The sequence below is a fragment of the Halostagnicola sp. A-GB9-2 genome (genome assembly GCF_030068615.1).
Taxonomy (GTDB): domain Archaea; phylum Halobacteriota; class Halobacteria; order Halobacteriales; family Natrialbaceae; genus Halostagnicola.
The window spans coordinates 39,974-60,436 of sequence record NZ_JASJOC010000003.1 but is presented as its reverse complement, the minus strand read 5'-3'; the positions used below and the strand labels follow the sequence as shown (position 1 = coordinate 60,436).

Below are 20,463 nucleotides of genomic sequence, written 5' to 3'. Positions count from 1 at the left end.
GTTCCACCGGAAGCGGACGAGCGATCGGGGCGAAACCACGTCGAGAACTCGTGAACGGCACCGTCATCCGTCGGTGGCGCGACTCCGATGATCCGTCAGTACCGCTCGAGCGCGCCCCAGCGGACGATCTCGGAGTAGTCGAGGATGAGTCCGTCGACGCCCGCCTCGAGAAGCCGTTCTGCCTCGTACCACGTGTTGATCGTCCACACGTTGACCGGCAGATCCCGGTCGTGCGCTTCGGCGATGAGATCGATCGATTCGTACGCGCCGTCGTCGAAGAACGGAGTTCTACAGATCATGTCAAGCGGCGGATTGATCGCATCAACGTCGTACTCGTCGGTTACTGCGATCCCCTCCTCGATTGAGGCCGAGAGGAGGTAAGCGACCGGAACGTCGGGAGCGATCTCCGTCAGAGTTGCGAGAGCGCCCTCCCAGAACGTCGAGAACAGGAGTTCGTTCTCGTAGTCGGTCGCGATCTCGACGACCGTCTCGAGCCATTCCCACTCCTCCCGTTCGGTCGCCGGGTCCTCGACTCGACCGAACTGGACGTCCGGAGACCCCTCCTTTAGGTCGATATTGACCCCCGTTTCGGCCGGAATGGCGTCCATGGCTTCGTCCAGTGACGGGACTGTCTGCCCGCTCTCGAGGACCTCCGCCTCGAACACCGTTTCCGCGGGCGTCTCGTAGACCGCGCCCTCGATATCGGTCAGGTCGTCCAATTCGGTGTCGTGAAACACAGCGATATCGCCCTCGAGCGTCGGATAGACGTCGAGTTCGACCCAATCAGCCCGTCGCCGATTGGCGGCATCGTCGGTTCCACCTTGAGTCGCGAGTTCGAACGCCCCGACGGTGTTTTCGGGATACGCACCGGCGAACCCTCGGTGGGCGATGACCGTCGCACGGTCGTCGCGAGCGTTCGGATCCGCGCCGTCAGCACCGCTCCGATCCCAGCACTCACTGTCTTCCGCTGCCGCGATACCGGTCGATGATGTGACAGCGCCGCCCGTTACCGCCGCGCCAGTTCCGATTACGAATTGCCGTCGGTTCAGCATACTTGTCGTGTCTCGCATGACAGTTGAATTCTGGTTGCCGTCCGGTTGATATTTTATATTTTTGATAAATATACAGAGGGACAAATTAAGTAGCGTATAGAGATGACAGTATCGGAATGACGACTCGTGAGTTGAAATGGGTCCGCTGATTCGTTGACGTGACGGACGGCCAGTCGGTGCCGTCGCAGACGACACATACAGGGCCAATCGTTTTCCGTGATTTCGTGATAGAGTGCCCATGACATCGAATGCGGAGACGATATGGGAATACGAGACGGCCCGACCGCCTCGAGGGGCCACCAGAGAAGAGGCCGATGATCCGGAAGACCTGTTGAACGAGTACGGGAGCGAGGGGTGGGAGTTCGTCGACACGATCGACTACAGCGGCGGCGGAACGAAGTTCCTCGTGTTCAAGCGTCCCGTTCGCGGTAACGATAACGGAAACCGACTCGCGGGAGAGAGTCAATGAGCGACGATCAGGTCAGTACACAGGATACGATGCGCGAGCGGGCCGACGAAAGCCGGCTCAAGCTCTGGCTGCTCGTCGGCGCGAATCGACTGCTCGTCACCGCCGTCCTCTCTACCACCTTTTTCGTGCTGTTCATGCTCGGCGCCCTCGCCGACCCGACGCTCTCGGATCTGCTCGAGGACCGCGGCGTCATCGAGTCGCTGTTTTCCTCGATGGTCAGCGCGCTCATCACCGGCGTCACCCTCGTCGTCACCATCAGCCAGTTGATCGTCTCCCAGGAGAACGGCCCGCTGGGCGAACAACGAACCCGAATGAGCGAGACGATGGACTTTCGGGATTACGTCAAGGAACTCGTCGGGAAACCCGCGCCCGCGGATCCGTCGACGTTCCTTCGGGACATCGTCGGTGCCACCCAGACTCGCGCCGAAGACGTCCGAGAGCGCGTGCAATCGACGAACGATCCGGAGCTTCAGGACGAAGTCGACGAACTGGTCGACAGCATCATCGGCAACTCCGAAACCGTTCAGGAGAAACTCGACGGCGCCCAGTTCGGCACCTTCGACGTCGTCTACGCGTCGATGGACTACAACTACGCCTGGAAGATCTTCCAGATCGAGCGGATCGAAGACGACTACGAGGACGTCCTCGAGGACGAACACTTCGACGCGTTCGACGAACTCCGAACCTCGCTGATCATGTTCGCCCCCGCCAGAGAGCACATTAAGACGCTGTATTTCCAGTGGGAACTCATCGACCTCTCGAGGATGATTCTCTACGCGGCGATTCCGGCGTTGCTCGTCTCGGGGATGATGCTGACCTTCGTCGACGCCTCGACGCTCCCCGGAACGACCCTCGGCGCGGAGAACGTCCTCTGGGCCGTCGGCATCGCGTTTACGTTCACGCTGGTGCCGTTCCTCATGTTAACCGCGTACGTACTTCGGATCGCGACGGTCGCGAAACGGACCCTGGCGATCGGAGCGCTGATCTTGCGGGACTCTCAGCGCTGAGGAGGTCTCGAGGGCGGTAGCTCCACTCGTATTCGTTAGCTCTACTCGAGGTCCGAGCTCCAGCAGAAAACCTCGGGAAGCTTCCCGAACCCGTCTTCCTCGTATCGGTGGGTCGCCCAGCCGACCTGCGCCGCCCCCTCTATATCGTCGTCGGAGTCCCCGACCATCGCGTACTCGTCGGCCGGGAGGCGTCGCTCGGCGAGCGCGAACGGCTCCGGGTCGGGTTTGTGCACACCGGCGTCGTAGGACGAGACGATCGCGTCGAAGTGCGCGTCGAGATCGTACGCCTCGAGCTTGCGCAGTTGCCAGGAGCGAACCCCGTTCGTCAGCACGCCCAGTTTGAACTCCTCGCTCAGCGCCTCGAGGTGGGCGTGGACGCGTTCGGGCGGTTGGCAAGCCTCGACTTCGCGCTCGCGGAGTTCCTCGAGAAGTTCCTCGGGGTTCTCGCTGACGGTCGCGAACGCGTTTCGGGACGGGTTGGGCTCGCACGCGGAGAATACATCGTAGAACCTCTCGTTGTAGGTCTCGAGCCACTCGTCTCGAACCTCGCCCTCGACCGTTCGGAACGCGTCGGCAAGCAGGTCGTCGTAGGCTCGAGTGAAGTGCAAGAGCGTTCCGTCTACGTCGAAATAGATCGCTTTCATGTCGTGGATAACACTTTCTGTCGGATTCGTATAATATCCATTGACGGTCCTGGTTCGGTCGAAGCGTTCGACGACTCTCCATCGGACCGCCTCCAACGACCAGCGGTAGAAACGACCCCAAAACAGCGCTCGAGCCCACCAGAACCCATCCCGCTCGTTGAACACCCTTATTGGCGTCGGCAACCCTATGTTGATACATGAACGTCGTGCCGGACACGAGCGTGGTCATCGACGGCCGCGTCTCGAAGACGATCGAAGACGGGCAGTTCGAGGGAGCGACGATTTCGGTACCCGAAGCCGTCGTCGCGGAACTCGAGGCGCAGGCAAACGACGGCTACGATAGCGGCTGGGACGGCCTCTCGGAGCTCAAACGGCTCGCCGACCTCGCCGACGACGGCGTCATCGACGTGGAGTACGTCGGCGAGCGCCCGAACGCCATCGAGCGGGGCCACGCCTCCGAAGGCGAAATCGACGCCCTGATCCGGGATCTGGCCGAGGATCTCGAGGCGACCTTCCTCACGAGCGATATTGTGCAAGCCGAAGTCGCCCAGGCGAAAGGCCTCGAGGTCGAGTACCTCTCCCCGAAGGTTCGCGAGGTCGGTACCCTCACCGTCGAGGACTACTTCGACGAGGAGACGATGAGCGTCCACCTCAAGACGGACACCGTACCGATGGCCAAACGCGGCGCGCTCGGCGAGATGCGCTACGAGGAGATCGCCGACGAACCGCTCGATGAGGAGACGATGGACGAGTACGCTCGCGAGGTCGTCGATGGAGCCAAGGAGTCGAGCGACGGCTTCATCGAACTGAAGGAGTCCGGGATGCAGATCGTCCAGTTCCGTGACTTCCGGATCGCTATCGCCCGACCGCCCTTCGCGGACGGGATCGAGATCACCGCGGTTCGCCCGATCGCCCAGACCGACATCGAGGACTACGAGCACGCCGACGAGTTGAAAGATCGCCTGCTCGAGCACCAGCGCGGCGTCCTCATCTCCGGCGCGCCCGGGGCTGGCAAGTCCACGTTCGCCCAGGCGGTCGCCCGGTACATCTCGGACAACGACTACTCGGTGAAGACGATGGAAAAGCCCCGAGACCTGCAGGTCGGGCCCGAGATCACCCAGTATACGGAACTCGGCGGCGAGATGGAGAAAACTGCTGACGCCCTGTTGATGGTTCGGCCCGACTACACCATCTACGACGAGGTCCGCAAAACCAACGACTTCGAAGTCTTCGCAGACATGCGACTCGCGGGCGTCGGGATGCTCGGCGTCGTCCACGCCACGCGGCCGATCGACGCCCTCCAGCGGCTCATCGGTCGGGTCGAACTCGGAATGATTCCGCAGGTCGTCGACACCGTGGTCTACATCGAAGCCGGGGAGGTCGCGAAGGTCTACGACGTCCAGACGGAGGTCAAGGTCCCCGCGGGACTCACCGAGGAGGACCTCGCCCGACCGGTTATTCAGGTCAAGGAGTTCGAAACCGGCGTTCCCGAGTACGAAATCTACACCTTCAACCGCCAGGTCGTCACCGTTCCGCTCGACGGCGACGAGGACGGCGGACCGGGTTCGGAATCCGGCGTCGACCGCATCGCCAAACAGGAGATCGAACGGGAGATTCGATCGATCGCCCACGGCTACGTCGACGTCCAGCTCAAGAGCCAGGATCGTGCGGTCGTCTACGTCACCGACGACGACATCTCGAGCGTGATCGGGAAAGGCGGCGGCCGGATCAACGACGTCGAGAACCGACTCGGCATCGACATCGACGTTCGCACCCACGACGAAAACCCCCACTCCGGGGCGGGCGGTGCGAGCGGTGGCACCCAACACGCCGGCGGCGGTTCCGCAAGCGGCGGGAATGCGGGCGGTGGAAACAGCGGCGGCCAGCAGGCCGGCCAGATCGTCCAACCCGAGATCACCTCGAGACACATCGTCATCCCCGTCGACGGTCACCAGAGCGAAACCGTCGAACTGCAGGCAAACGGCGAGTACCTGTTTACGGCGACGGTGAGCCGCGGCGGCGAAATTCAGGTCTCTCGAGGGAGTGCGATCGCCGACGAACTCGAGCAGGCAATCGATCGGACGGAGCCGATTACCGTCGTGCCCTCGTAAGCGATTGCACCGCGAGCGAGCGGCCTTTTTAGCGGGGATAAGCGACCCGTGAGGCCGAGGGTTCGACAGGTCAATTGAACCGTTTCCGAGTGAGAGAGAGGATGACCGCGGTGACGAGGAGAATACCGAAGTAGGCTGTTGCTTCTTCCCAGCCGAATACGATACTGTCGAGTGTCCCCTGTGAACTTCCGATAGCCCACAGGATCGGCCAGAGAACGAGGAGGTTCCGGTCGAACGCACGAAAGAGTGCCGCATGAATAGTCCCGAAAAACAAGAGGACAAGTAATCCGGCCAGTGTCGTCGTTCCCACGTGAAACAATGCGAAGGCGGCGCCAGCGAGTACGATACCGAGGCCAGCACCGAACGCCTGCTCGAACCGAATCTGAAGCCATCCGTGGACGAAAAACGGTTCCCAGATCATCAGCCCGACCGTGACGATATGGGGGACTAAAACGGCGGCAGGTTCGTTCACAAAGATAAGGCCGGGAAGGAGTACCAGCGCAGCAATAGTTGATGCAACGACAGCTCGCCGCCACCCATGAGTCGTAATACCGAGCTCCGAGAGCGGCTCGTCTCGCACATAACACGCGTAGTAAATGGGAAACACAATAGTGAGAGCGAAGTTTCCGACCAGCAAGAACAGGAGAAGCGACTCAACCGAATCGCTTACCGACTGAAAATAGTAAATACCCCAAAGTGCGAACAATGAGAGAATTGCGACGAGGGTATCAGCGTCCGGTTCGAACCGGACATCTCTCACCGTTGCAATAGCAACTCCGACTCTCGTCTGTAGCGTCTTCGTGGAGAGAAGGCGGGCCATGGAAGTGAATATGGCCGCCATCTAATAAAAGATTAGCAACACGTCTACCACAGCCACGGCGCAATCATGTGAGGGCGACACCGATCGTGCCATCCTCGAGCGGACGAGTACAGAGTGCATCGGATCGCGAAAAAACGAGCCTGTACCGCGAGCCGAGTGGGCGAGCGAGCATTTCACAAAAGCGTGAAGCGTCTCCCGGACGTTTTTCGGAAGCCGTACAGCTCCCCGTCGTCAACGACGACCAATCGATCTTCAAGCACGAACAGCTCGCCCGAGCAACCGACCTCGGTCGGCAGGGACGCTGTCCAGGCCTCCTCGCCGTCGTGGTCGAGGGCGATCAGTCCGCAACGATCCATCCCTTCGGTCGTTCCCTGCACGTAGAGTCGGTCGCTGTCGGCGGCGACATCGCCACGGGTGGTGTAGGCCTCCGTCGTCCAGGAGCGCTCGCCGGTCGACGTATCGATCGCCGAGATCGTTCCACCGGCGTCGAAGGAGGCGGTCTCGCCGACAACGATCGGCTCGCTTGATGCACGCTCGAGCGCCAATCGCTCGCGGCGGTCACCCGAGTCGTCGATCAGCCACAGTTCGTCCTCGTCGTCCGACGTTTCGACCCCAACTAACGCGACGGATCCTGCCGCCTCGAGCCAGGAGGGTGTCGACGGAAGCGAGCGGTCGACGACCACCCCGCCCGCGGAATCGTAGCCGAGGAGGACGGAGGTTTCGGTGCCGTCGTTGTTGGTGTCCTCGTTATCGGCGTCGTCGTTGTCGTTGTTAGTGTCAGTATTGGCGTTGTCGTCGGGATCGCCGTCGTTGCCATCGGAGCTGTCGGTATCGACGGCGACGACCCACACAATCTCGCCACCAACCGCTACGGAGTCGATTTCGTCGAACGGTTCCGCCTCGAGATCGAGTACAAACCGTTCCTCGCCGCTATCCGAATCGAATCCGACCGCCCCGCCTTCGTGAACGCCGACGACGAGGTCGTCCGAAGCAGAGAGGGCGAGCGAGGGACCGTCCCAGTCGGTCGTCCACGCGGTTTCGGCGTCGTCGGTGCTGTTTCCCCCGGAATCGTCGTCGGAGGGGGACCGCTCGAGCGCCGCCACGGTTTCGTCCTCGAGCGAGAAGAAGACCCGCCCGTTCGCGATGCTCGGCACGCCGGTGTACTCGCTTCCCGCGTCGCCGCTCCAGACTGTCGAACCGCTCGAGTCGTAGGCCGTAACGTAAGCACCGTCGACATCCTCGAATCCGCCCGAAGCCGGCTCGCGACCGCTCCGATTGCGGATCCGGAAGAGGTGGGTCCCGTCCGAACGCCAGCGTTCGTTGCTCGAGGAGCCAAAGCCGACGTTGTGTCCCGTCGACTCCTGCCAGTCGAGGTCGCCGCCGCCCGGCTGATAGCCGCAGCCGGCGACGACGGCCGAGGTTCCCGCCGCGATCGCCCCCAATACCTGCCTCCGGGATCGAGTCGCCCGGTCGTCGCTCATCCGGTCACCCCCTCGCGCTCTATGTCGCGAAGGTGCTCGATTCGGTCACTCGTCTTCGGGTGCGTATCCGGGAAGATGTCGGTGCTAATCAGCTCCTTCGAGCCGAAGGCTCGGGACTCGAGCGGCGCGAGGTAGAGCGCTTCGGCCCCGCCGTCGAGGGATCTGAGGTCCTCGTCCGGGAGTTCCGGCATCGTCCCGTCGACCTTCTCGAGCGCACTCGCGAGGGCCGCCGGGGAGCCGGTGATGGTCGCGGCGGCCCTGTCGGCGGCGAACTCGCGCTGTCTCGAGAGGACGCGATAGAGGAGGACGCTCGCGAACCAGAACATCGCCGACACCGCGAGCGTCACGACCGCGCTGACGACGATGACGACGATGGCGACGGCGATCCCGCGACCGTCGCGGTTTCCGCCGGATGTGCCACCGCCGGATCCGAGCAGTCGAAAGAGGCCGTACAGCACGTAAAAGGCCGCGATCGCGAGGAAGTAGGTAATCGTCGGCAGGAGCCAGGCCGTCGTCATCAGATTCGCGTCTCGGTTCGAGAGGTGTGCGAGTTCGTGGGCCACGGTCGCCTCGAGTTCCTCCTCCGAAAGAAGCTCGAGGAGCCCGGTCGTCACGACGATGCACTCCGTTCCGCCGCCGGCGACCGCGAAGGCGTTGGGAACGTCGCTGTTGATGACCGCGACGTCCGGTTTCGGGACATCGGCCTGGGCCGCGAGTCGGGTCACCGTCGCGTGAAGCGTCGGATACGCCTCGGCGTCGACGCGGCTCGCGCCGACCGACTCGAGGACCGCTCTCGGCCCGTAGCGGTACTGGACGACGAGCCCGCCGAGAACGACGACCGTCAGCAAGATCGGGTCGACGTAGAACTCGCCGTGGTATGGGCGCTCGTTCGCCCACTCGAGCAAAGCGATTCCGACCGTGTTCGCGAGAAAGACGAACGTGTAGACGAACGCGAATGGGAGCAAGACGATCAAACAGAGCGCACAGAGCATCCGCAGACGTAACTCGCGGTCGGGCTCGAGACCGGTTTTGGGGGCGAACTGGAGAGACATGGCGAACTGGATCGAGGTCGTACCAGCTACTGGAACCGTCCGGGAAATAAACTTGTCTACGAATAGATGTGACGGGGTCGAACGGTCACGGCTGGTAACGGTACGCACTTTCCGGCTACTAGTTGTTTAAGGTGTACTCCTAAATACGAGTAGATTATCGAATAATTCAGACAATGACTAGCTACTCTCTGCGCCGTAGCGGTGAAAAGCGTGAACACTGACAAACAGAGCCACGCATCCGATGGGAGCCCGTTCCTGACCGATCGGGACAGCCTGCGGACCGTCCACCAGCGCACGACATCTTACATCGAATCACTCGTCGACGAAGCGGGTGCTGACGGCGTCGTCGTCGCGATGAGCGGCGGCGTCGACTCCACCCTGACCGCGACACTCGCGGCCGACGCGGTCGGAAGCGAACGGGTGCTCGCGCTCGGATTACCGTATCACAAGACTGAGCAAGCGGACATGACCGACGCTCGAGCGGCCGCCGAGGAACTCGAGATCGAGTTTCGAGAGATCCACCTCCGGTCGTTGATTGGTTCCTTCGATGAGACGGTCTCGCCCGCTCTCGAGCCGGATCAAGAGTCGATGTCCCGGCCGAACCAGCGCAATCACGCACTCGGGAACGTCGCCGCGCGGATGCGGATGGTATCGCTGTACTACGCGGCGAATCGCCAGTCACGAATCGTTCTCGGAACGGCGAACCGCTCGGAGTCGTTGCTTGGTTACTTTACCAAGTACGGTGACGGCGCTGCCGACTGTTATCCGGTCGGCGACCTCTACAAAACGGAGGTCCGCGCGCTCGCGAGTTACCTCGACGTTCCGGACGAGATCATCGACAAAGAGCCGACGGCCGGGTTCTACGTCGGACAAACGGATGCGGACGAACTTGGCGCTCCCTACGCCGTCATCGACCCGCTGCTGGAGCGCGTCGTCGATCAGGGACAGTTACTCGAGACTGCCGTCGACGAGATGGGTATCGAGCGAGCGACCGCCGAAGAAGTCCTGTCGATGCACGAGGCGTCCGAGCACAAACGCACTGTTCCACCGATGCCCGGAATCGGCGAGCGAACCGAACGGTAGCAAGAAATCGGTTTTGCCAGCGAGCTTAGTCGCTTCCGACCTGATACAGGTCGGTGTTTCGCCAGTAGAACAGCCCCCAGGCCGTCACGAATCCCGCGATCATCCCGAACAACTCGCGAACGAGTTGCCCCAATCCGGCGTCGAGCGTGAACGCGATGACGAACCCAGACGAAACGATCGCACCCAGCAGAATGAAAAACACGTCGCCGAAGATGCTCGCTTTCGAACTCTCCCAGTAGTGTGCACGGTCGTCGTCGTACCAGACGCTGATGTAGATGACGACGACCGACATCGCGGCGATCAGCGTCACGACGAAGTACTCCGGCGGAAGTCCGATCCGCTCGAGGACGAGAATGTTGAAGAAATTCGAGAGAATCGCCATTCCGAACAACCCGATCAACAGCCAACCCCACTGTGGAAGCCGCTCCTTGTCCATACTCGAGAACGTTACCACGATAAAATAATCCTGCCGTTCTCGCGGTTATGTGAAACCGGATTATTCGGCACAGCAGGCGTCTTTTTCGGGTGCGGCTTCCTCGACGCCGTTACCGTCGGCCGCGACCGGTTCCTCGAGTCGGTAGAGACTCTGGCGGGCGTCGGCGAAGTAGATGTCCTCGTCGACGATGCCGATCCCCTCGAGGCGCTCGAGCGCGTAGCGGACCGTCCGGGCAGAGAGCATCGACTCCTGAACGATCTGTTTCTGGGTCAGCGGACCATCGTACTCGAGCACCTTGAAAACGAGTTTGGCACTCGGCGGCAGATCTTCGATTTCCTCTCCGTCGGTCTCTTCCATACTACGATTTGAAAGCACCCAGAGGCTTAAAAGTTGAGCCTTGCTCCCGGAACCAGAGAGTAAGTATACGAGATGGATGCCGCGAAAATTTTGCTTTCAGGCCCTCATACGCCCAACACAGACCTAATTGACTGGTCAGTCAGGGTTGAGCGTGAGATGCAGGTACGGGGAGGAAGTCGTCGACCGAAGGATCGACCGCCCCATCGTCGCCGGCCGATCGTCGACAAATTGGCGCATCAAAAAGCGATGGATAGCCCCGGAACGAGAGCGAGCCATGGACCGTACCCAGTTTGCAACCGTCGAACCGAATGCTCACAAACCAGATTGCCCGCATTCCCGCCAATGCGAACGGCTTTTCACCGACGGCGACAGAGTGCGTCTCATGTCGACGGAATCGATTAGCGACCGATACGAGCACATCCGCTCGATCAGCGTGACGGCGCTGTCGGCCTTGCTCGGGGTCGCAGCCGCGTTCGCCTGTCTCTACCTCTACGGGACGGGAGAAGGCGGGGCAGAAAATCAAGAGGCGCTGTTGGTCGTCCTCGGAGCGATCATTATCCAGTTCCCGCTTATACAGGTGTCTGGCATCTACAACGAGGACGAGTTCGGGTTCAAACACTACCTGTTCATCGGGTTCATGACCTTCGCGTTGTGGTTCGTGACGTGGGGTATCCTGCTCACGACGGAGGTCACGATCTAACGATGGCAGACGATAGCATCGCCGTCGTAGACCTGGACCGATGTCAGCCGGATCGGTGTAACTACGAGTGCAAGAACTACTGTCCGCCGAACCGGACGGGCAAGGAATGTATCACCCTTCGCGGCGAGGAACCCGATCAGGGTCAGCCCGAACAGGTCCGTATCTCCGAAGAGATCTGTCTCGGCGAAACCTGTGGTATCTGCGTCGAGAAGTGTCCCTTCGACGCCATCGAGATCATTAATCTCCCACAGGAACTCGAGGACGATCCGATCCACCGCTACGGGGAAAACGCCTTCTCGCTGTACGGGCTTCCCGCCCCTCAGGAGGGACAGGTCACCGGTATCCTCGGTCCGAACGGGATCGGGAAAACGACCGCCGTCCGCATCCTCGCGGGCGAACTCGAACCGAACCTGGGTCGGTACAACGAGTCCCCAGGTTGGGAGGAGGTTCTCGACGCCTACCGCGGCACCGAACTGCAGGACTACATCGCGGACGTCCGCGACGGCAACGTAACCGTCTCGCAAAAACCCCAATACGTCGACCAGATCCCCGAGCAGTTCGACGGCAACACGCGAGAGTTGCTCGAGCGCACCGACGAACGGGGTGCGCTTGACTACCTCGTCGAACGACTCTCGATCGGCCCGGTCATGGATCAGGCGATCGAGGACCTCTCGGGCGGCGAACTCCAGCGGGTCGCCATCGCGGCCACGCTCGCTCGAGACACCGATTTCTACTTCCTCGACGAAGTCACGCCGTACCTCGATATCGGTCAGCGAGTTACCGCTGCACGACTCACCCGCGAACTCGCCGAGGAGGAGGGCAAATCCGTACTGGTCGTCGAACACGACCTCGCGATTTTGGATCTGCTCTGTGACACCCTCCACGTCGCCTACGGTGAGCCCGGGGCCTACGGTGTCATCACGACGCCAAAATCCGTCCGAAACGGGATCAACGAGTACCTCTCGGGCTACCTCGAGAACGAAAACATGCGGATCCGTCCCGACCAGATCGAGTTCGAAGAACACGCGCCGCGGAACGCGACCCACCGCGACCCGCTCGTCGAGTATCCGGACATGACGAAGTCCTACGGCGACGGCGAGTTCGAACTCACGGTCGAAGGCGGCAAGATCATGGAAGGTGAAGTGCTCGGCATCGTCGGCCCGAACGGGATCGGTAAGTCGACGTTCGCCCAGTTGCTGACCGGCGATCTCGAGCCGACGACCGGGGATGCTGACCTGGATCTGGACATCTCCTACAAACCCCAGTACGTCACCATCGACCAGCACATGCGCGTCGACGTGTTCCTCTCGTCGATCACCGACCAGTTCGGCTCCTCGTACTGGAACACTGAAATCGCCCAGCCCCTGCAACTCGAGCGCATCATGGAACAGAACCTCTCGGATCTCTCGGGCGGTGAACGCCAGCGGGTCGCCATCGCGGCCTGTCTCTCCGACTCCGCGGATCTGTACCTGCTCGACGAGCCATCCGCACACCTCGACGTCGAACAGCGGGTCCAGGCGACAAGCGCGATCCGCCGCCACGCCGAGATGCAGGACGCGACCGTGCTCGTGATCGACCACGACACCTACGTGATCGACCTGCTCGCGGATCGCCTGATGGTCTTCGACGGCGAACCCGCCATCGAGGGCCGCGCCGGGACCCCACAGCCGATGCGCCAAGGCATGAACGACTTCCTCGAGAACCTCGACATCACGTTCCGCCGCGACGAACGGACGTCGCGGCCGCGTATCAACAAACCCGACTCGCAGTTAGATCGCGAGCAGAAACGCGAAGGCGAGTACTACTACTCGGTCTGATCGGCGGCGGTCGACTTGTTTTGGCTCGAGCTGTCGACGACTGGAATATTCATTCTATAGTGGACAAGTTTTTGATGGGTGAGTTTAGTTTCCCGCTTTCAGTTGCCGACTCGGTCAACGGAAGACTGGTTGCGGTCCTCGGAATTACCCTCACGCTCGTCGCGACTATACTTGCAGACTCCGCCGGGCTATCGACGATGGTGCTCGCACTCGGAATCGGTCTGACGATCGCTGGAGCGGTCTGTCTCGCGATCGACTCGTCCGTAATCATCCGTTATTCCGGCGCGTTCGTCTCACTCGTCGCGGCGCAGTTGCTCACCTTCTCCGGAGTCGTTCGTCTCCTGGGTATCCTCGGACTGCTGACGGTCGCTGGCGTCGCTGTGTTCAGTCGGCTCGAGTGAGCCCGCGGCAGCAGCTAGTCTCGAGGATCGGCTACCGAATACGCGACGAGAAAACCGACTAGCGCGAGGAGGAGGCCTGGAATCGCGTACGCGATCGCAGCACTCGAGACGACGACACTTCCTGTCACGCCAAACACTGCACCAGCCGCAGCAGCGACGACGCCGACGAGAATGAACGCGAGCGCGATCGAGACGGTCACGGCGTCGGAATCGCCCTCCTCGACGGGGTCGGGACGTTCCCGCGGATCGACGAGACGCCACGTTGGCCCGGTTTCGGTCTTCTCGAAACGACCGCCCAAGGAGGACTCGAGCAACGAGTTCACTGTCCGGCCCGCCACGCGAGCGGAGCTCGTCCAGAGCCCGTCCCAGCCGGTCGTGTCGTCGTCCTCGAGATCCGCCCGCGTGACGAACACGGATTCGCCGACAAGGTGGCTTACGGAGGCGGCGTCGTAGCCGACGTCTTCGACGATCCGGGCCAAGAGAAACTCCTCGGACCACGGAATCGGCTTCTCGAGCGCGAACGAGGTCGTTCGACCGTGGGGAAGCGCGACCTCGAGACGGACCGTCGTCTCGTCGACCGTCTCGAGGTCTGTTACGCGACCCTCGACGTAGCCCTCCGGCGTCGACATGACGTCGATGCGGCCGAGTTCGTCCCCGAGGTCGCCCCCGTCCGCCGCCTCGGGATCCTCGAGCGGGTTCGGATCGGTGCTCCACCGGCTGGAGTCGGATTCAGTCTCGGTCGAAATTTCGTCGTCTAGCGAGCCGTCGTCCGAGCGGTCGCCCTCGGCTTCGACCTCGATTTCGATCTCCCGCTCGTCGCCGGTCATCGACGCTCACCGGGGTCGACCCCGAGACAGTCGCTACTCACGGCCGCGTCGACCCTCCCGCTCTGCGAGAGACTGGCAGGTATCACGACAGTAGTGTCGAGCGTTCGTAGGACGCTCGAGCCTAAATCCTTGTTCCCTCCGACTGTGGTCTTTGTCTCTCCAGCGGAGGGAAGACGGCTTTCGAGTCGGCCGAGGCTACTCAAGCGTGGCTCGAACGACGCCGAACAGTCCGTCGCCGTGGCCGTCGCGGACGCGTTCGGTTTCGCCGTGCAATTCGGTCTCGGTGGGTTCCTCCACAGACTCGTCGAACACCGTCTGAACCCGTTCTCGAACGACGAATTCCGCGTTCTCGAGCGCACCGCAGACTTCCTCTCCGGTGACGAACTGCGCGTCAGCGTAGAACGGGCCCTCATCCTTGTTCTCCTGGTAAACCTGCCCTAGCGGGCTCGAGCGGTCGAGAAACGCGATCACGAGTTCCCCGTCGGCCGCGAGCACGCGACGGGTCTCTCCAAGCGTATCCTCGATATCGTCGAGGAAACACCAGACGGTGACAAAGAGGATCCGATCGAACGCGTCGTCGCACAGAGGGAGCCGTTCGGCGACGCCTCGAACCGGATCGACGCCGCGATCTCGGGCCTCGAGAAGCGGGTTCCTCGCCGGGTCGATTCCGACCGGAATCTCGAGCGGGTCGGCAAAACGGCCGGTTCCGACACCGACCTCGAGGGTGGTCGGGTCGGCGGGATCGGTTTCGCTGGTTACGTGGGGCGTGTCTTCGGAGAGCACCTGCTCGAGTGCGGCCAGTTCCGCTCGGTACGCGTCTCGGTTCGTCTCGAACCAGGCGTCGTACTCGGCGGTGAGCGTTTCGAAGGGGGCTGTGGCGGGCATCGGTTCAAGAAAGAACGGCAAGAAAGAAAAACGAAGTGTTCGGGACCGAATCGCGATGTCGCGGATCTACAGCGAGAGTGCCTTGAGGCGTGTCCTCGAGATACTTTACTTGACCAACCGCTGGCAGCTTCCACAGAGGTTCTCCTCTTTGATATCGACCTCACGAACCGTCGGCGAGAAGTTCATCACGCAACGGTTGTTGTCGCAGTGTTCGAGGCCGTACGTGTGGCCGATTTCGTGGACGATCTCCTTTCGAACACGGTCCTCGAAGATGTCGGCGGCGCTCTTGTTCGAGAAGCCGCCGTCCGACGACGTCTGGAGCCGGTAGGTCGAGACGACGCTACCGCTACCATCGAGGTAGGCGAGTCCGAAGACGTAGTTTCGGCGTCGATAGAAAAGGTCGTGGGGAGTGATCGCGATGTTCTTATCGCCTCGGCCGGTTCGTTCCGCGAGCTGGATGAACGACTCCGCAGAGTATTGGTTCCGTCCGTCATCGTACGCACCGCTTGGAATCGACTGCGAATCGTTGACCGTAACCTCACAGTCATAGACCGAACGCAACGCTGAGGAGGCCGCCCGCTTGACCTCCGCGGAAACGGATCCAACCGGAACGATATCGACGAGCATGAAAACGACTATGTCCGCAGGTGCCATAAACGTCCCGCCATGGCACACTCTCGTCGGACTCTCGAGGCAATCCGAGATTACCTCTCGAGTGCGGATTGCGTGGTCGAGGTGGGAATTGGCCGACGAACCGATCTGGCGAGTGTACTGGCGAAATCGGGGGTTTCCGTCACTGGAACCGACATCCACGAGCGCGACGTACCAGCTAACGTGACGTTCGTCCGCGACGACATCGTCGACCCTGACCTCGCGGTGTATGATGGTGCGGACGTCCTGTTCGCCCAAAACCTGCCGCCCGAGTTGCATCGACCGACGCTCGAGGTCGCTCGAGCGGTCGACGCGCCGTTCGTCTTTACGACCCTCGGCGGCGACCAGCCAGCCATTCCGGTCGAGCGAAACACGATTCCGGGTGACACGCTGTTCGTCGCCGAGTGAACGTGTGATATCGGCGACAGACACCGACCCAGAACACTTAGGATTCCGTACTGCCGTTCTGGCATATGCTCGCGTTTATCGGCTTTTTCTTCAGTCTCCTCACCGCTCCCGGGGTCGTCGTTCACGAGTTCGCACACAAGAAAGCCTGCGACCTGATGGGCGTTCCCGTCGTCGACGTCGCGTACTTCCGACTCGGGACGCCTGCGGGGTACGTCCAACACGGCGAACCCGACCGCTACCGGCAGTCGTTCGTCATCAGCGTCGCACCGTTTCTGCTCAACACGGCGATGGCGTTCTGTCTGTTCGTCGGGTTCGCCGCGGTCGTGCTCTCGAGTGGCATCCCGGAGGTCGGGGCCAGTCTCGATCTGAGCCTCACGACGACCGAAACCATCGTCGTCGCGCTCGTACTCGGCTGGCTCGGGTTCAGCGTCGGCGTCCAGGCGTTTCCCAGCACCGGCGACGCGAAGACGCTGTGGAACCGATCGCTCTCGGAGTGGCGGCGCTCACCGATCGTCCTTCTCGGAATCCCGTTCGTGATCGTGATCTACGTCGCGAACCTGCTATCGTGGTTCTTCCTCGACGTGCTCTATGCCGTCGGCTTGTTGCTCCTTGCGGCCCAACTCGCGCTGGCGCTCGGGTTCTAAGCCGCGCTCAGACTAACGTTTGCGCGTCGATTCCGAGTTGGCGTCGGGAACCGATCAGTCGGTATCGGTTGCCGAGCCGGGACGATACCGCCGACTCACGGCCTTCCAGTGGCCCGTCCGGAAGAGCCAGTAGTTGATCCCGCCCGGAACGAACGTCTCGAGCAAGAACGCGAGGTAGAGCGCGGCGATGCCGAGCGGCGTCGCCAGCCCCAGCGCAGCCGCGGGAAGGGCAAAGACGTACCGACCGATCAACGAGGAGACGAACGGCCAGCGAGTCGCGCCGGCACCGAGCAAGGCACCGGCCGCCGCGCCGTCGATGCCGAACCCGACTGCGCTGATCGCGCCGATGGCAACGAATATCGCGGCTTGTGTGACTTCGTCGGGACTCGAGACGAAGATACTGGCGATCGGTTCGGCAAACACCACCACGATCACAGCTGCGGTGACGTAGATCACCAGCGAGAGCCGGATGATCGCGCCGCCGTAGGCCTCGGCTTCGTCCTCCTCGTTTGCCCCGAGGTGCTGGCCGACGAGCGAACTCGAGGCCAGGGACATCCCCCAGTTGATGCTGTTGATCAGGCTTCGGACGCGTCTGCCGACCTCGAAGGCGGTGACGATGACCGGGCCGAACACCGCCGTGATCCACAACAGCGGGAAGACGACGATCCCCTGTGCGAGTCGACGACCGATTTCCGGCGTCGAGATCTCCATCAGTTGACGGATGATCCCGACGTCCAGAAGGGGTCCCGTGCGGGTGATCGGAACGGGACTGGGTTCCATCCCCAGCGCGCCGTAGTTCCGCCCGACCATCCCCCACGCGAGGACGACGGTGACGAACCCGGTCGAGAGGGTGGTTCCGATGGCCGCGCCGGCGACGCCCATATCGAAGCCGAAGATAAGGAGCGCGCTGAGAATTACGTTGAGCACCGCGCCGCCGCCGCGGGCCATCATTTCCGTGAACGTGTCGCCGATCCCCGTGTACGTTCGGCTGGCGATCAAGTTGAGCAATTCGAAAAGAATTGCCGGGGCGACGAATGCGAGGTAGACGCTCCCGTGGTGAATCGATTCCGAATCGTTAGCGAGGAGGCCGATCAACGGCTCCGCGAAGAGAAAAAACGCGGCCATAAGCGGTATCGCGAACGCGATTGCCACCAGAACGCTCTGTTTGACCACGATCGACGCGCGTTCGGTCTGCTCGCCGCCGTAATTCTGCGAGACGAGGGTGACGGTGCCGCCCGCGAGGCCCAGTCCCAACATGGTCACGACCTCCCAGTAGGCTAACGCGAACGCGAGGCCCGCGGTCCCCGTCGTGCCGACGGCGATACCGACCATCGCGAGGTCGGCCGTCTGCTTGGACATGATCGCAAAGCCGGTACCGATCCGGGGCAACGCGAGCTCCATCGTCGGACGGAACCGCTCGGTGGAAATGACCCCGAGCCGCTCGAGCCCCCTGGCGATCGCATCGACGACGGTTCCCGCTCGCCTACTCATCACGCGTTCATTTCGGGGACGGAGACTTCCGTTTGCTGGTTCGAGTCAGACCGTTCACAGACGCGAGTTTCAGCCGACCGAATTCGGCGTGCTTTATCACCTCGGGTCCGTTCGACAGCGTATGAACGCAGCCGCCACCATCGACGCCGACGCTGTCGTCCTCGACATCGACGGCGTGCTCGTGGACGTCGAAAACTCCTACCGTCGAGCGATCGTCGAGTCCGTCGAGCGCGTCTACGACCGGAGCATTCGCAATGAAGACATCCAGCAGTTCAAGGACGCCGGCGGGTTCAACAATGACTGGGAGCTCACCGACGCCGCGGCGCTGTACGTGCTTTCGACCGAGGAGGGGTACCGCGACTCGATCGACGAGTTCACGGACGAAATCGCGGCCAACGGCGGCGGCCTCGAGGCCGCAACCGAGGTCGTCCGGGAGAAAATCGGCGCGAACGCCACCCGGCGCGTGAAAGGTCGATGGGATCGCGAGCGGCTTCGGGACGTGTTCCAGCAGCTCTATCTCGGCGAAGAGCTCTACCGAGGCCTCGAGGGCGGCGACCCCGATATCGAAACACGCGGGTTCATCCACGACGAGCCGATGCTGCTCGAGGACGAAACGCGGGACGCTCTGACGGCAGACTACGACGTTGGCGTGGTGACCGGACGTCCGGAAGCCGAAGCCGAAATCGCTCTCGAGCGCGTCGGGCTCGAGATCGGTACCGACGACCGGTTCACAATGGATGATTGGGAGGAAGGAAAGCCACACCCTCGAGCCCTGACTACGCTCGCGGCCCAGTTCGATGCCGAAACCGTGGTCTTCGTCGGCGACACACTCGACGACGTGCGGACGGCCGTCAACGCAAGCGAGAGCGATCCGGATCGCACCTACCACGGAATCGGCGTGCTGACCGGCGGGCTGACGGGAGAAGACGGGCGGTGGAAGTACGACGAAGAAGGTGCGTCGATCGTCCTCGAGTCGATTAACGAGTTGCCGGACGTACTCGAAGGCGAAGACGAATCCTAACAACCGTTTTTCGCGTCGTCCCGTCGAATGTAGAAACGACTGACAGAACGCGACACAATACATAAAGCATTCGCGATACCTCTATCAACAAATGCGAACCGCGCTCAGGATCTTCGTCGTCGTTGGGCTCGTCGTGATGGCTGGTTGTGCCGGGATCGGTATTAACGGCGGCCTCGAGGGGATCACGAACGAGAGCGACGATCCGAACGCGAACTCGGATGCCCCCGACGCGAATCCCTACGGCACGGAGACGCTGACCGTCGCGTACGATGACTCGGCCGTCGAGATGGACAAACGCCACGTCGTCGAGGACTCACTGGAGTACTGGGAAAACAACAGCGAGCAATACGCCGGGTATCCGATTTCGTACGAGCTCAACCAGTCCGATCCGGACCCGGACAAGCACATCGAGTTCGTCAGCGACCTCGAGCGCTGCGGTGAGGCGTTCGATTCGTTCCACATCGGTTGTGCGGACTACGTCACCGAGCAGGCACCCGAGACGGCCGAAATCCGCGTCGAGGCAGGATACACGAACACCACGCTTCGAGAGACGACGAAACACGAACTCGGACACACGCTGGGGCTCGACCACAACGACGAACCGCAGTCGATCATGGCTTCCGAACAGGAGCGATCGATCGACCGGGACACGAGCGTCCAGCTCCGCATCGCAGACGCGTACGACGAACGAAGCGTCGTCCGAGGGATCGAGACGGCACTGGATACGTGGGTCACTCACTTAGAATCGAAGGGCCACGACACGACGACCACCGTCGATGTCGTCGAGGAGTTCGACGGCGACGCGGCAATCGCCTACAACGCGACGGACTCCCGTAACGCGTGCAACGGGGAGTTAGTGTGCCAAACCGACGACACAGACGACGGCGACTTCAAAGTCACCACCGAGTGGATTCAAGAGGACGACCACGAGAGCGTAATGGGCAGCGTGTACGGTGGGTATCACGGGCTCGAGGCCGACGATGCTCCGCCCGAATACCAGCACGAACCCGACAGCTAACGGTACTGCTGGCGTACGAGTTGTCGGACGTGTCGAGACTAGTGAATCAGTCGTCGAGAGTGCAGTGATTTTGCCCAAAGAGGGAGAT

22 protein-coding genes are annotated in these 20,463 nt (G+C 61.9%); 11 read left to right on the top strand and 11 right to left on the bottom strand.

What is annotated here, in order from left to right; translation table 11 throughout:
• Positions 1–95: 95 nt before the first annotated feature.
• Positions 96–1,052: a glycerophosphodiester phosphodiesterase gene (locus QNM96_RS08745; protein WP_283835756.1), complete on the bottom strand. Its 957-nt coding sequence runs from the start codon at positions 1,050–1,052 to the stop codon at positions 96–98.
• 238 nt (positions 1,053–1,290) lie between these two features.
• On the opposite strand from QNM96_RS08745, the gene QNM96_RS08740 reads away from it, so the two are divergent.
• Both QNM96_RS08740 and QNM96_RS08735 read left to right on the top strand, forming a co-directional pair.
• Positions 1,291–1,521 (top strand): DUF4177 domain-containing protein, encoded by a 231-nt coding sequence (locus QNM96_RS08740; RefSeq protein WP_283835755.1) that lies wholly within the window; start codon positions 1,291–1,293, stop codon positions 1,519–1,521.
• On the top strand, positions 1,518–2,528 hold the full coding sequence (locus QNM96_RS08735) for a hypothetical protein (protein ID WP_283835754.1): 1,011 nt from the start codon (positions 1,518–1,520) through the stop codon (positions 2,526–2,528). Before QNM96_RS08740 ends, QNM96_RS08735 begins: the two co-directional genes overlap by 4 nt.
• Before the next feature lie 41 nt (positions 2,529–2,569).
• On the opposite strand, the gene QNM96_RS08730 is transcribed toward QNM96_RS08735, so the two are convergent.
• Positions 2,570–3,172, bottom strand: coding sequence for an HAD family hydrolase (locus QNM96_RS08730; RefSeq protein WP_283835751.1), 603 nt, complete (start codon positions 3,170–3,172; stop codon positions 2,570–2,572).
• A 197-nt stretch (positions 3,173–3,369) separates the two neighbouring features.
• Here QNM96_RS08730 and QNM96_RS08725 point away from each other — a divergent pair, with 197 nt between their 5' ends.
• Positions 3,370–5,283 (top strand): PINc/VapC family ATPase, encoded by a 1,914-nt coding sequence (locus tag QNM96_RS08725; protein ID WP_283835749.1) that lies wholly within the window; start codon positions 3,370–3,372, stop codon positions 5,281–5,283.
• Between the two features lie 70 nt (positions 5,284–5,353).
• Here QNM96_RS08725 and QNM96_RS08720 read toward each other — a convergent pair whose 3' ends face one another.
• The 3 genes from QNM96_RS08720 to QNM96_RS08710 all read right to left on the bottom strand — a co-directional run bounded on the left by QNM96_RS08720 (position 5,354) and on the right by QNM96_RS08710 (position 8,636).
• Entirely contained in the window at positions 5,354–6,103 is a 750-nt protein-coding gene (locus QNM96_RS08720) for a hypothetical protein (protein ID WP_283835748.1), read from the bottom strand.
• A gap of 173 nt (positions 6,104–6,276) precedes the next feature.
• Positions 6,277–7,584, bottom strand: coding sequence for a PQQ-binding-like beta-propeller repeat protein (locus QNM96_RS08715; protein ID WP_283835747.1), 1,308 nt, complete (start codon positions 7,582–7,584; stop codon positions 6,277–6,279).
• Positions 7,581–8,636 carry a M48 family metalloprotease gene (locus QNM96_RS08710; protein ID WP_283835746.1) on the bottom strand — a complete coding sequence of 352 codons (1,056 nt, stop codon included), beginning with the start codon at positions 8,634–8,636 and terminating at the stop codon, positions 7,581–7,583. The genes QNM96_RS08715 and QNM96_RS08710 overlap by 4 nt, the downstream gene beginning before the upstream one ends.
• Before the next feature lie 210 nt (positions 8,637–8,846).
• On the opposite strand from QNM96_RS08710, the gene QNM96_RS08705 reads away from it, so the two are divergent.
• The gene (locus tag QNM96_RS08705; protein ID WP_283835745.1) at positions 8,847–9,719 is read left to right on the top strand and encodes an NAD+ synthase; all 873 of its coding nucleotides are present in this window, start codon (positions 8,847–8,849) and stop codon (positions 9,717–9,719) included.
• A gap of 25 nt (positions 9,720–9,744) precedes the next feature.
• Here the strand turns inward: QNM96_RS08705 and QNM96_RS08700 are convergent, their stop codons facing one another.
• Entirely contained in the window at positions 9,745–10,155 is a 411-nt protein-coding gene (locus QNM96_RS08700) for a hypothetical protein (RefSeq protein ID WP_283835744.1), read from the bottom strand.
• Positions 10,156–10,215: 60 nt separating this feature from the next.
• Positions 10,216–10,512 (bottom strand): helix-turn-helix domain-containing protein, encoded by a 297-nt coding sequence (locus QNM96_RS08695; protein WP_283835743.1) that lies wholly within the window; start codon positions 10,510–10,512, stop codon positions 10,216–10,218.
• 382 nt (positions 10,513–10,894) lie between these two features.
• On the opposite strand from QNM96_RS08695, the gene QNM96_RS08690 reads away from it, so the two are divergent.
• From QNM96_RS08690 to QNM96_RS08680, 3 genes are all read left to right on the top strand, one after another.
• Entirely contained in the window at positions 10,895–11,212 is a 318-nt protein-coding gene (locus QNM96_RS08690) for a hypothetical protein (RefSeq protein ID WP_283835742.1), read from the top strand.
• A 2-nt stretch (positions 11,213–11,214) separates the two neighbouring features.
• The gene (locus tag QNM96_RS08685) at positions 11,215–13,029 is read left to right on the top strand and encodes a ribosome biogenesis/translation initiation ATPase RLI (protein ID WP_283835740.1); all 1,815 of its coding nucleotides are present in this window, start codon (positions 11,215–11,217) and stop codon (positions 13,027–13,029) included.
• A gap of 74 nt (positions 13,030–13,103) precedes the next feature.
• On the top strand, positions 13,104–13,430 hold the full coding sequence (locus QNM96_RS08680; protein WP_283835738.1) for a hypothetical protein: 327 nt from the start codon (positions 13,104–13,106) through the stop codon (positions 13,428–13,430).
• 14 nt (positions 13,431–13,444) lie between these two features.
• Here the strand turns inward: QNM96_RS08680 and QNM96_RS08675 are convergent, their stop codons facing one another.
• The 3 genes from QNM96_RS08675 to QNM96_RS08665 form a co-directional block, all read right to left on the bottom strand.
• Positions 13,445–14,257: a hypothetical protein gene (locus tag QNM96_RS08675; RefSeq protein WP_283835736.1), complete on the bottom strand. Its 813-nt coding sequence runs from the start codon at positions 14,255–14,257 to the stop codon at positions 13,445–13,447.
• 195 nt (positions 14,258–14,452) lie between these two features.
• Positions 14,453–15,142, bottom strand: a complete 690-nt coding sequence (locus QNM96_RS08670; protein WP_283835734.1) for a class I SAM-dependent methyltransferase — start codon at positions 15,140–15,142, stop codon at positions 14,453–14,455.
• Between the two features lie 105 nt (positions 15,143–15,247).
• Positions 15,248–15,769, bottom strand: coding sequence for an archaemetzincin family Zn-dependent metalloprotease (locus QNM96_RS08665; RefSeq protein WP_283835732.1), 522 nt, complete (start codon positions 15,767–15,769; stop codon positions 15,248–15,250).
• Between the two features lie 39 nt (positions 15,770–15,808).
• On the opposite strand from QNM96_RS08665, the gene QNM96_RS08660 reads away from it, so the two are divergent.
• Positions 15,809–16,201, top strand: coding sequence for a UPF0146 family protein (locus QNM96_RS08660; RefSeq protein WP_283835730.1), 393 nt, complete (start codon positions 15,809–15,811; stop codon positions 16,199–16,201).
• A gap of 65 nt (positions 16,202–16,266) precedes the next feature.
• On the top strand, positions 16,267–16,845 hold the full coding sequence (locus tag QNM96_RS08655) for a metalloprotease family protein (RefSeq protein WP_283835728.1): 579 nt from the start codon (positions 16,267–16,269) through the stop codon (positions 16,843–16,845).
• Between the two features lie 54 nt (positions 16,846–16,899).
• On the opposite strand, the gene QNM96_RS08650 is transcribed toward QNM96_RS08655, so the two are convergent.
• On the bottom strand, positions 16,900–18,336 hold the full coding sequence (locus QNM96_RS08650; protein ID WP_283835725.1) for an MATE family efflux transporter: 1,437 nt from the start codon (positions 18,334–18,336) through the stop codon (positions 16,900–16,902).
• 139 nt (positions 18,337–18,475) lie between these two features.
• Between QNM96_RS08650 and QNM96_RS08645 the strand changes: the two genes are divergently transcribed.
• Both QNM96_RS08645 and QNM96_RS08640 read left to right on the top strand, forming a co-directional pair.
• The gene (locus QNM96_RS08645; RefSeq protein WP_283836355.1) at positions 18,476–19,357 is read left to right on the top strand and encodes a TIGR01548 family HAD-type hydrolase; all 882 of its coding nucleotides are present in this window, start codon (positions 18,476–18,478) and stop codon (positions 19,355–19,357) included.
• 91 nt (positions 19,358–19,448) lie between these two features.
• Positions 19,449–20,375, top strand: a complete 927-nt coding sequence (locus QNM96_RS08640; RefSeq protein WP_283835723.1) for a matrixin family metalloprotease — start codon at positions 19,449–19,451, stop codon at positions 20,373–20,375.
• The last annotated feature ends 88 nt before the right edge of the window (positions 20,376–20,463 follow it).

Bases quoted from the DNA above. Each gene is read 5' to 3' on its own strand.
- QNM96_RS08745 (WP_283835756.1), bottom strand. From the start codon at position 1,052: ATGCTGAACCGACGGCAATTCGTAATCGGAACTGGCGCGGCGGTAACG.
- QNM96_RS08740 (WP_283835755.1), top strand. From the start codon at position 1,291: ATGACATCGAATGCGGAGACGATATGGGAATACGAGACGGCCCGACCG.
- QNM96_RS08735 (WP_283835754.1), top strand. From the start codon at position 1,518: ATGAGCGACGATCAGGTCAGTACACAGGATACGATGCGCGAGCGGGCC.
- QNM96_RS08730 (WP_283835751.1), bottom strand. From the start codon at position 3,172: ATGAAAGCGATCTATTTCGACGTAGACGGAACGCTCTTGCACTTCACT.
- QNM96_RS08725 (WP_283835749.1), top strand. From the start codon at position 3,370: ATGAACGTCGTGCCGGACACGAGCGTGGTCATCGACGGCCGCGTCTCG.
- QNM96_RS08720 (WP_283835748.1), bottom strand. From the start codon at position 6,103: ATGGCCCGCCTTCTCTCCACGAAGACGCTACAGACGAGAGTCGGAGTT.
- QNM96_RS08715 (WP_283835747.1), bottom strand. From the start codon at position 7,584: ATGAGCGACGACCGGGCGACTCGATCCCGGAGGCAGGTATTGGGGGCG.
- QNM96_RS08710 (WP_283835746.1), bottom strand. From the start codon at position 8,636: ATGTCTCTCCAGTTCGCCCCCAAAACCGGTCTCGAGCCCGACCGCGAG.
- QNM96_RS08700 (WP_283835744.1), bottom strand. From the start codon at position 10,155: ATGGACAAGGAGCGGCTTCCACAGTGGGGTTGGCTGTTGATCGGGTTG.
- QNM96_RS08695 (WP_283835743.1), bottom strand. From the start codon at position 10,512: ATGGAAGAGACCGACGGAGAGGAAATCGAAGATCTGCCGCCGAGTGCC.
- QNM96_RS08690 (WP_283835742.1), top strand. From the start codon at position 10,895: ATGTCGACGGAATCGATTAGCGACCGATACGAGCACATCCGCTCGATC.
- QNM96_RS08685 (WP_283835740.1), top strand. From the start codon at position 11,215: ATGGCAGACGATAGCATCGCCGTCGTAGACCTGGACCGATGTCAGCCG.
- QNM96_RS08680 (WP_283835738.1), top strand. From the start codon at position 13,104: ATGGGTGAGTTTAGTTTCCCGCTTTCAGTTGCCGACTCGGTCAACGGA.
- QNM96_RS08675 (WP_283835736.1), bottom strand. From the start codon at position 14,257: ATGACCGGCGACGAGCGGGAGATCGAAATCGAGGTCGAAGCCGAGGGC.
- QNM96_RS08670 (WP_283835734.1), bottom strand. From the start codon at position 15,142: ATGCCCGCCACAGCCCCCTTCGAAACGCTCACCGCCGAGTACGACGCC.
- QNM96_RS08665 (WP_283835732.1), bottom strand. From the start codon at position 15,769: ATGCTCGTCGATATCGTTCCGGTTGGATCCGTTTCCGCGGAGGTCAAG.
- QNM96_RS08660 (WP_283835730.1), top strand. From the start codon at position 15,809: ATGGCACACTCTCGTCGGACTCTCGAGGCAATCCGAGATTACCTCTCG.
- QNM96_RS08655 (WP_283835728.1), top strand. From the start codon at position 16,267: ATGCTCGCGTTTATCGGCTTTTTCTTCAGTCTCCTCACCGCTCCCGGG.
- QNM96_RS08650 (WP_283835725.1), bottom strand. From the start codon at position 18,336: ATGAGTAGGCGAGCGGGAACCGTCGTCGATGCGATCGCCAGGGGGCTC.
- QNM96_RS08640 (WP_283835723.1), top strand. From the start codon at position 19,449: ATGCGAACCGCGCTCAGGATCTTCGTCGTCGTTGGGCTCGTCGTGATG.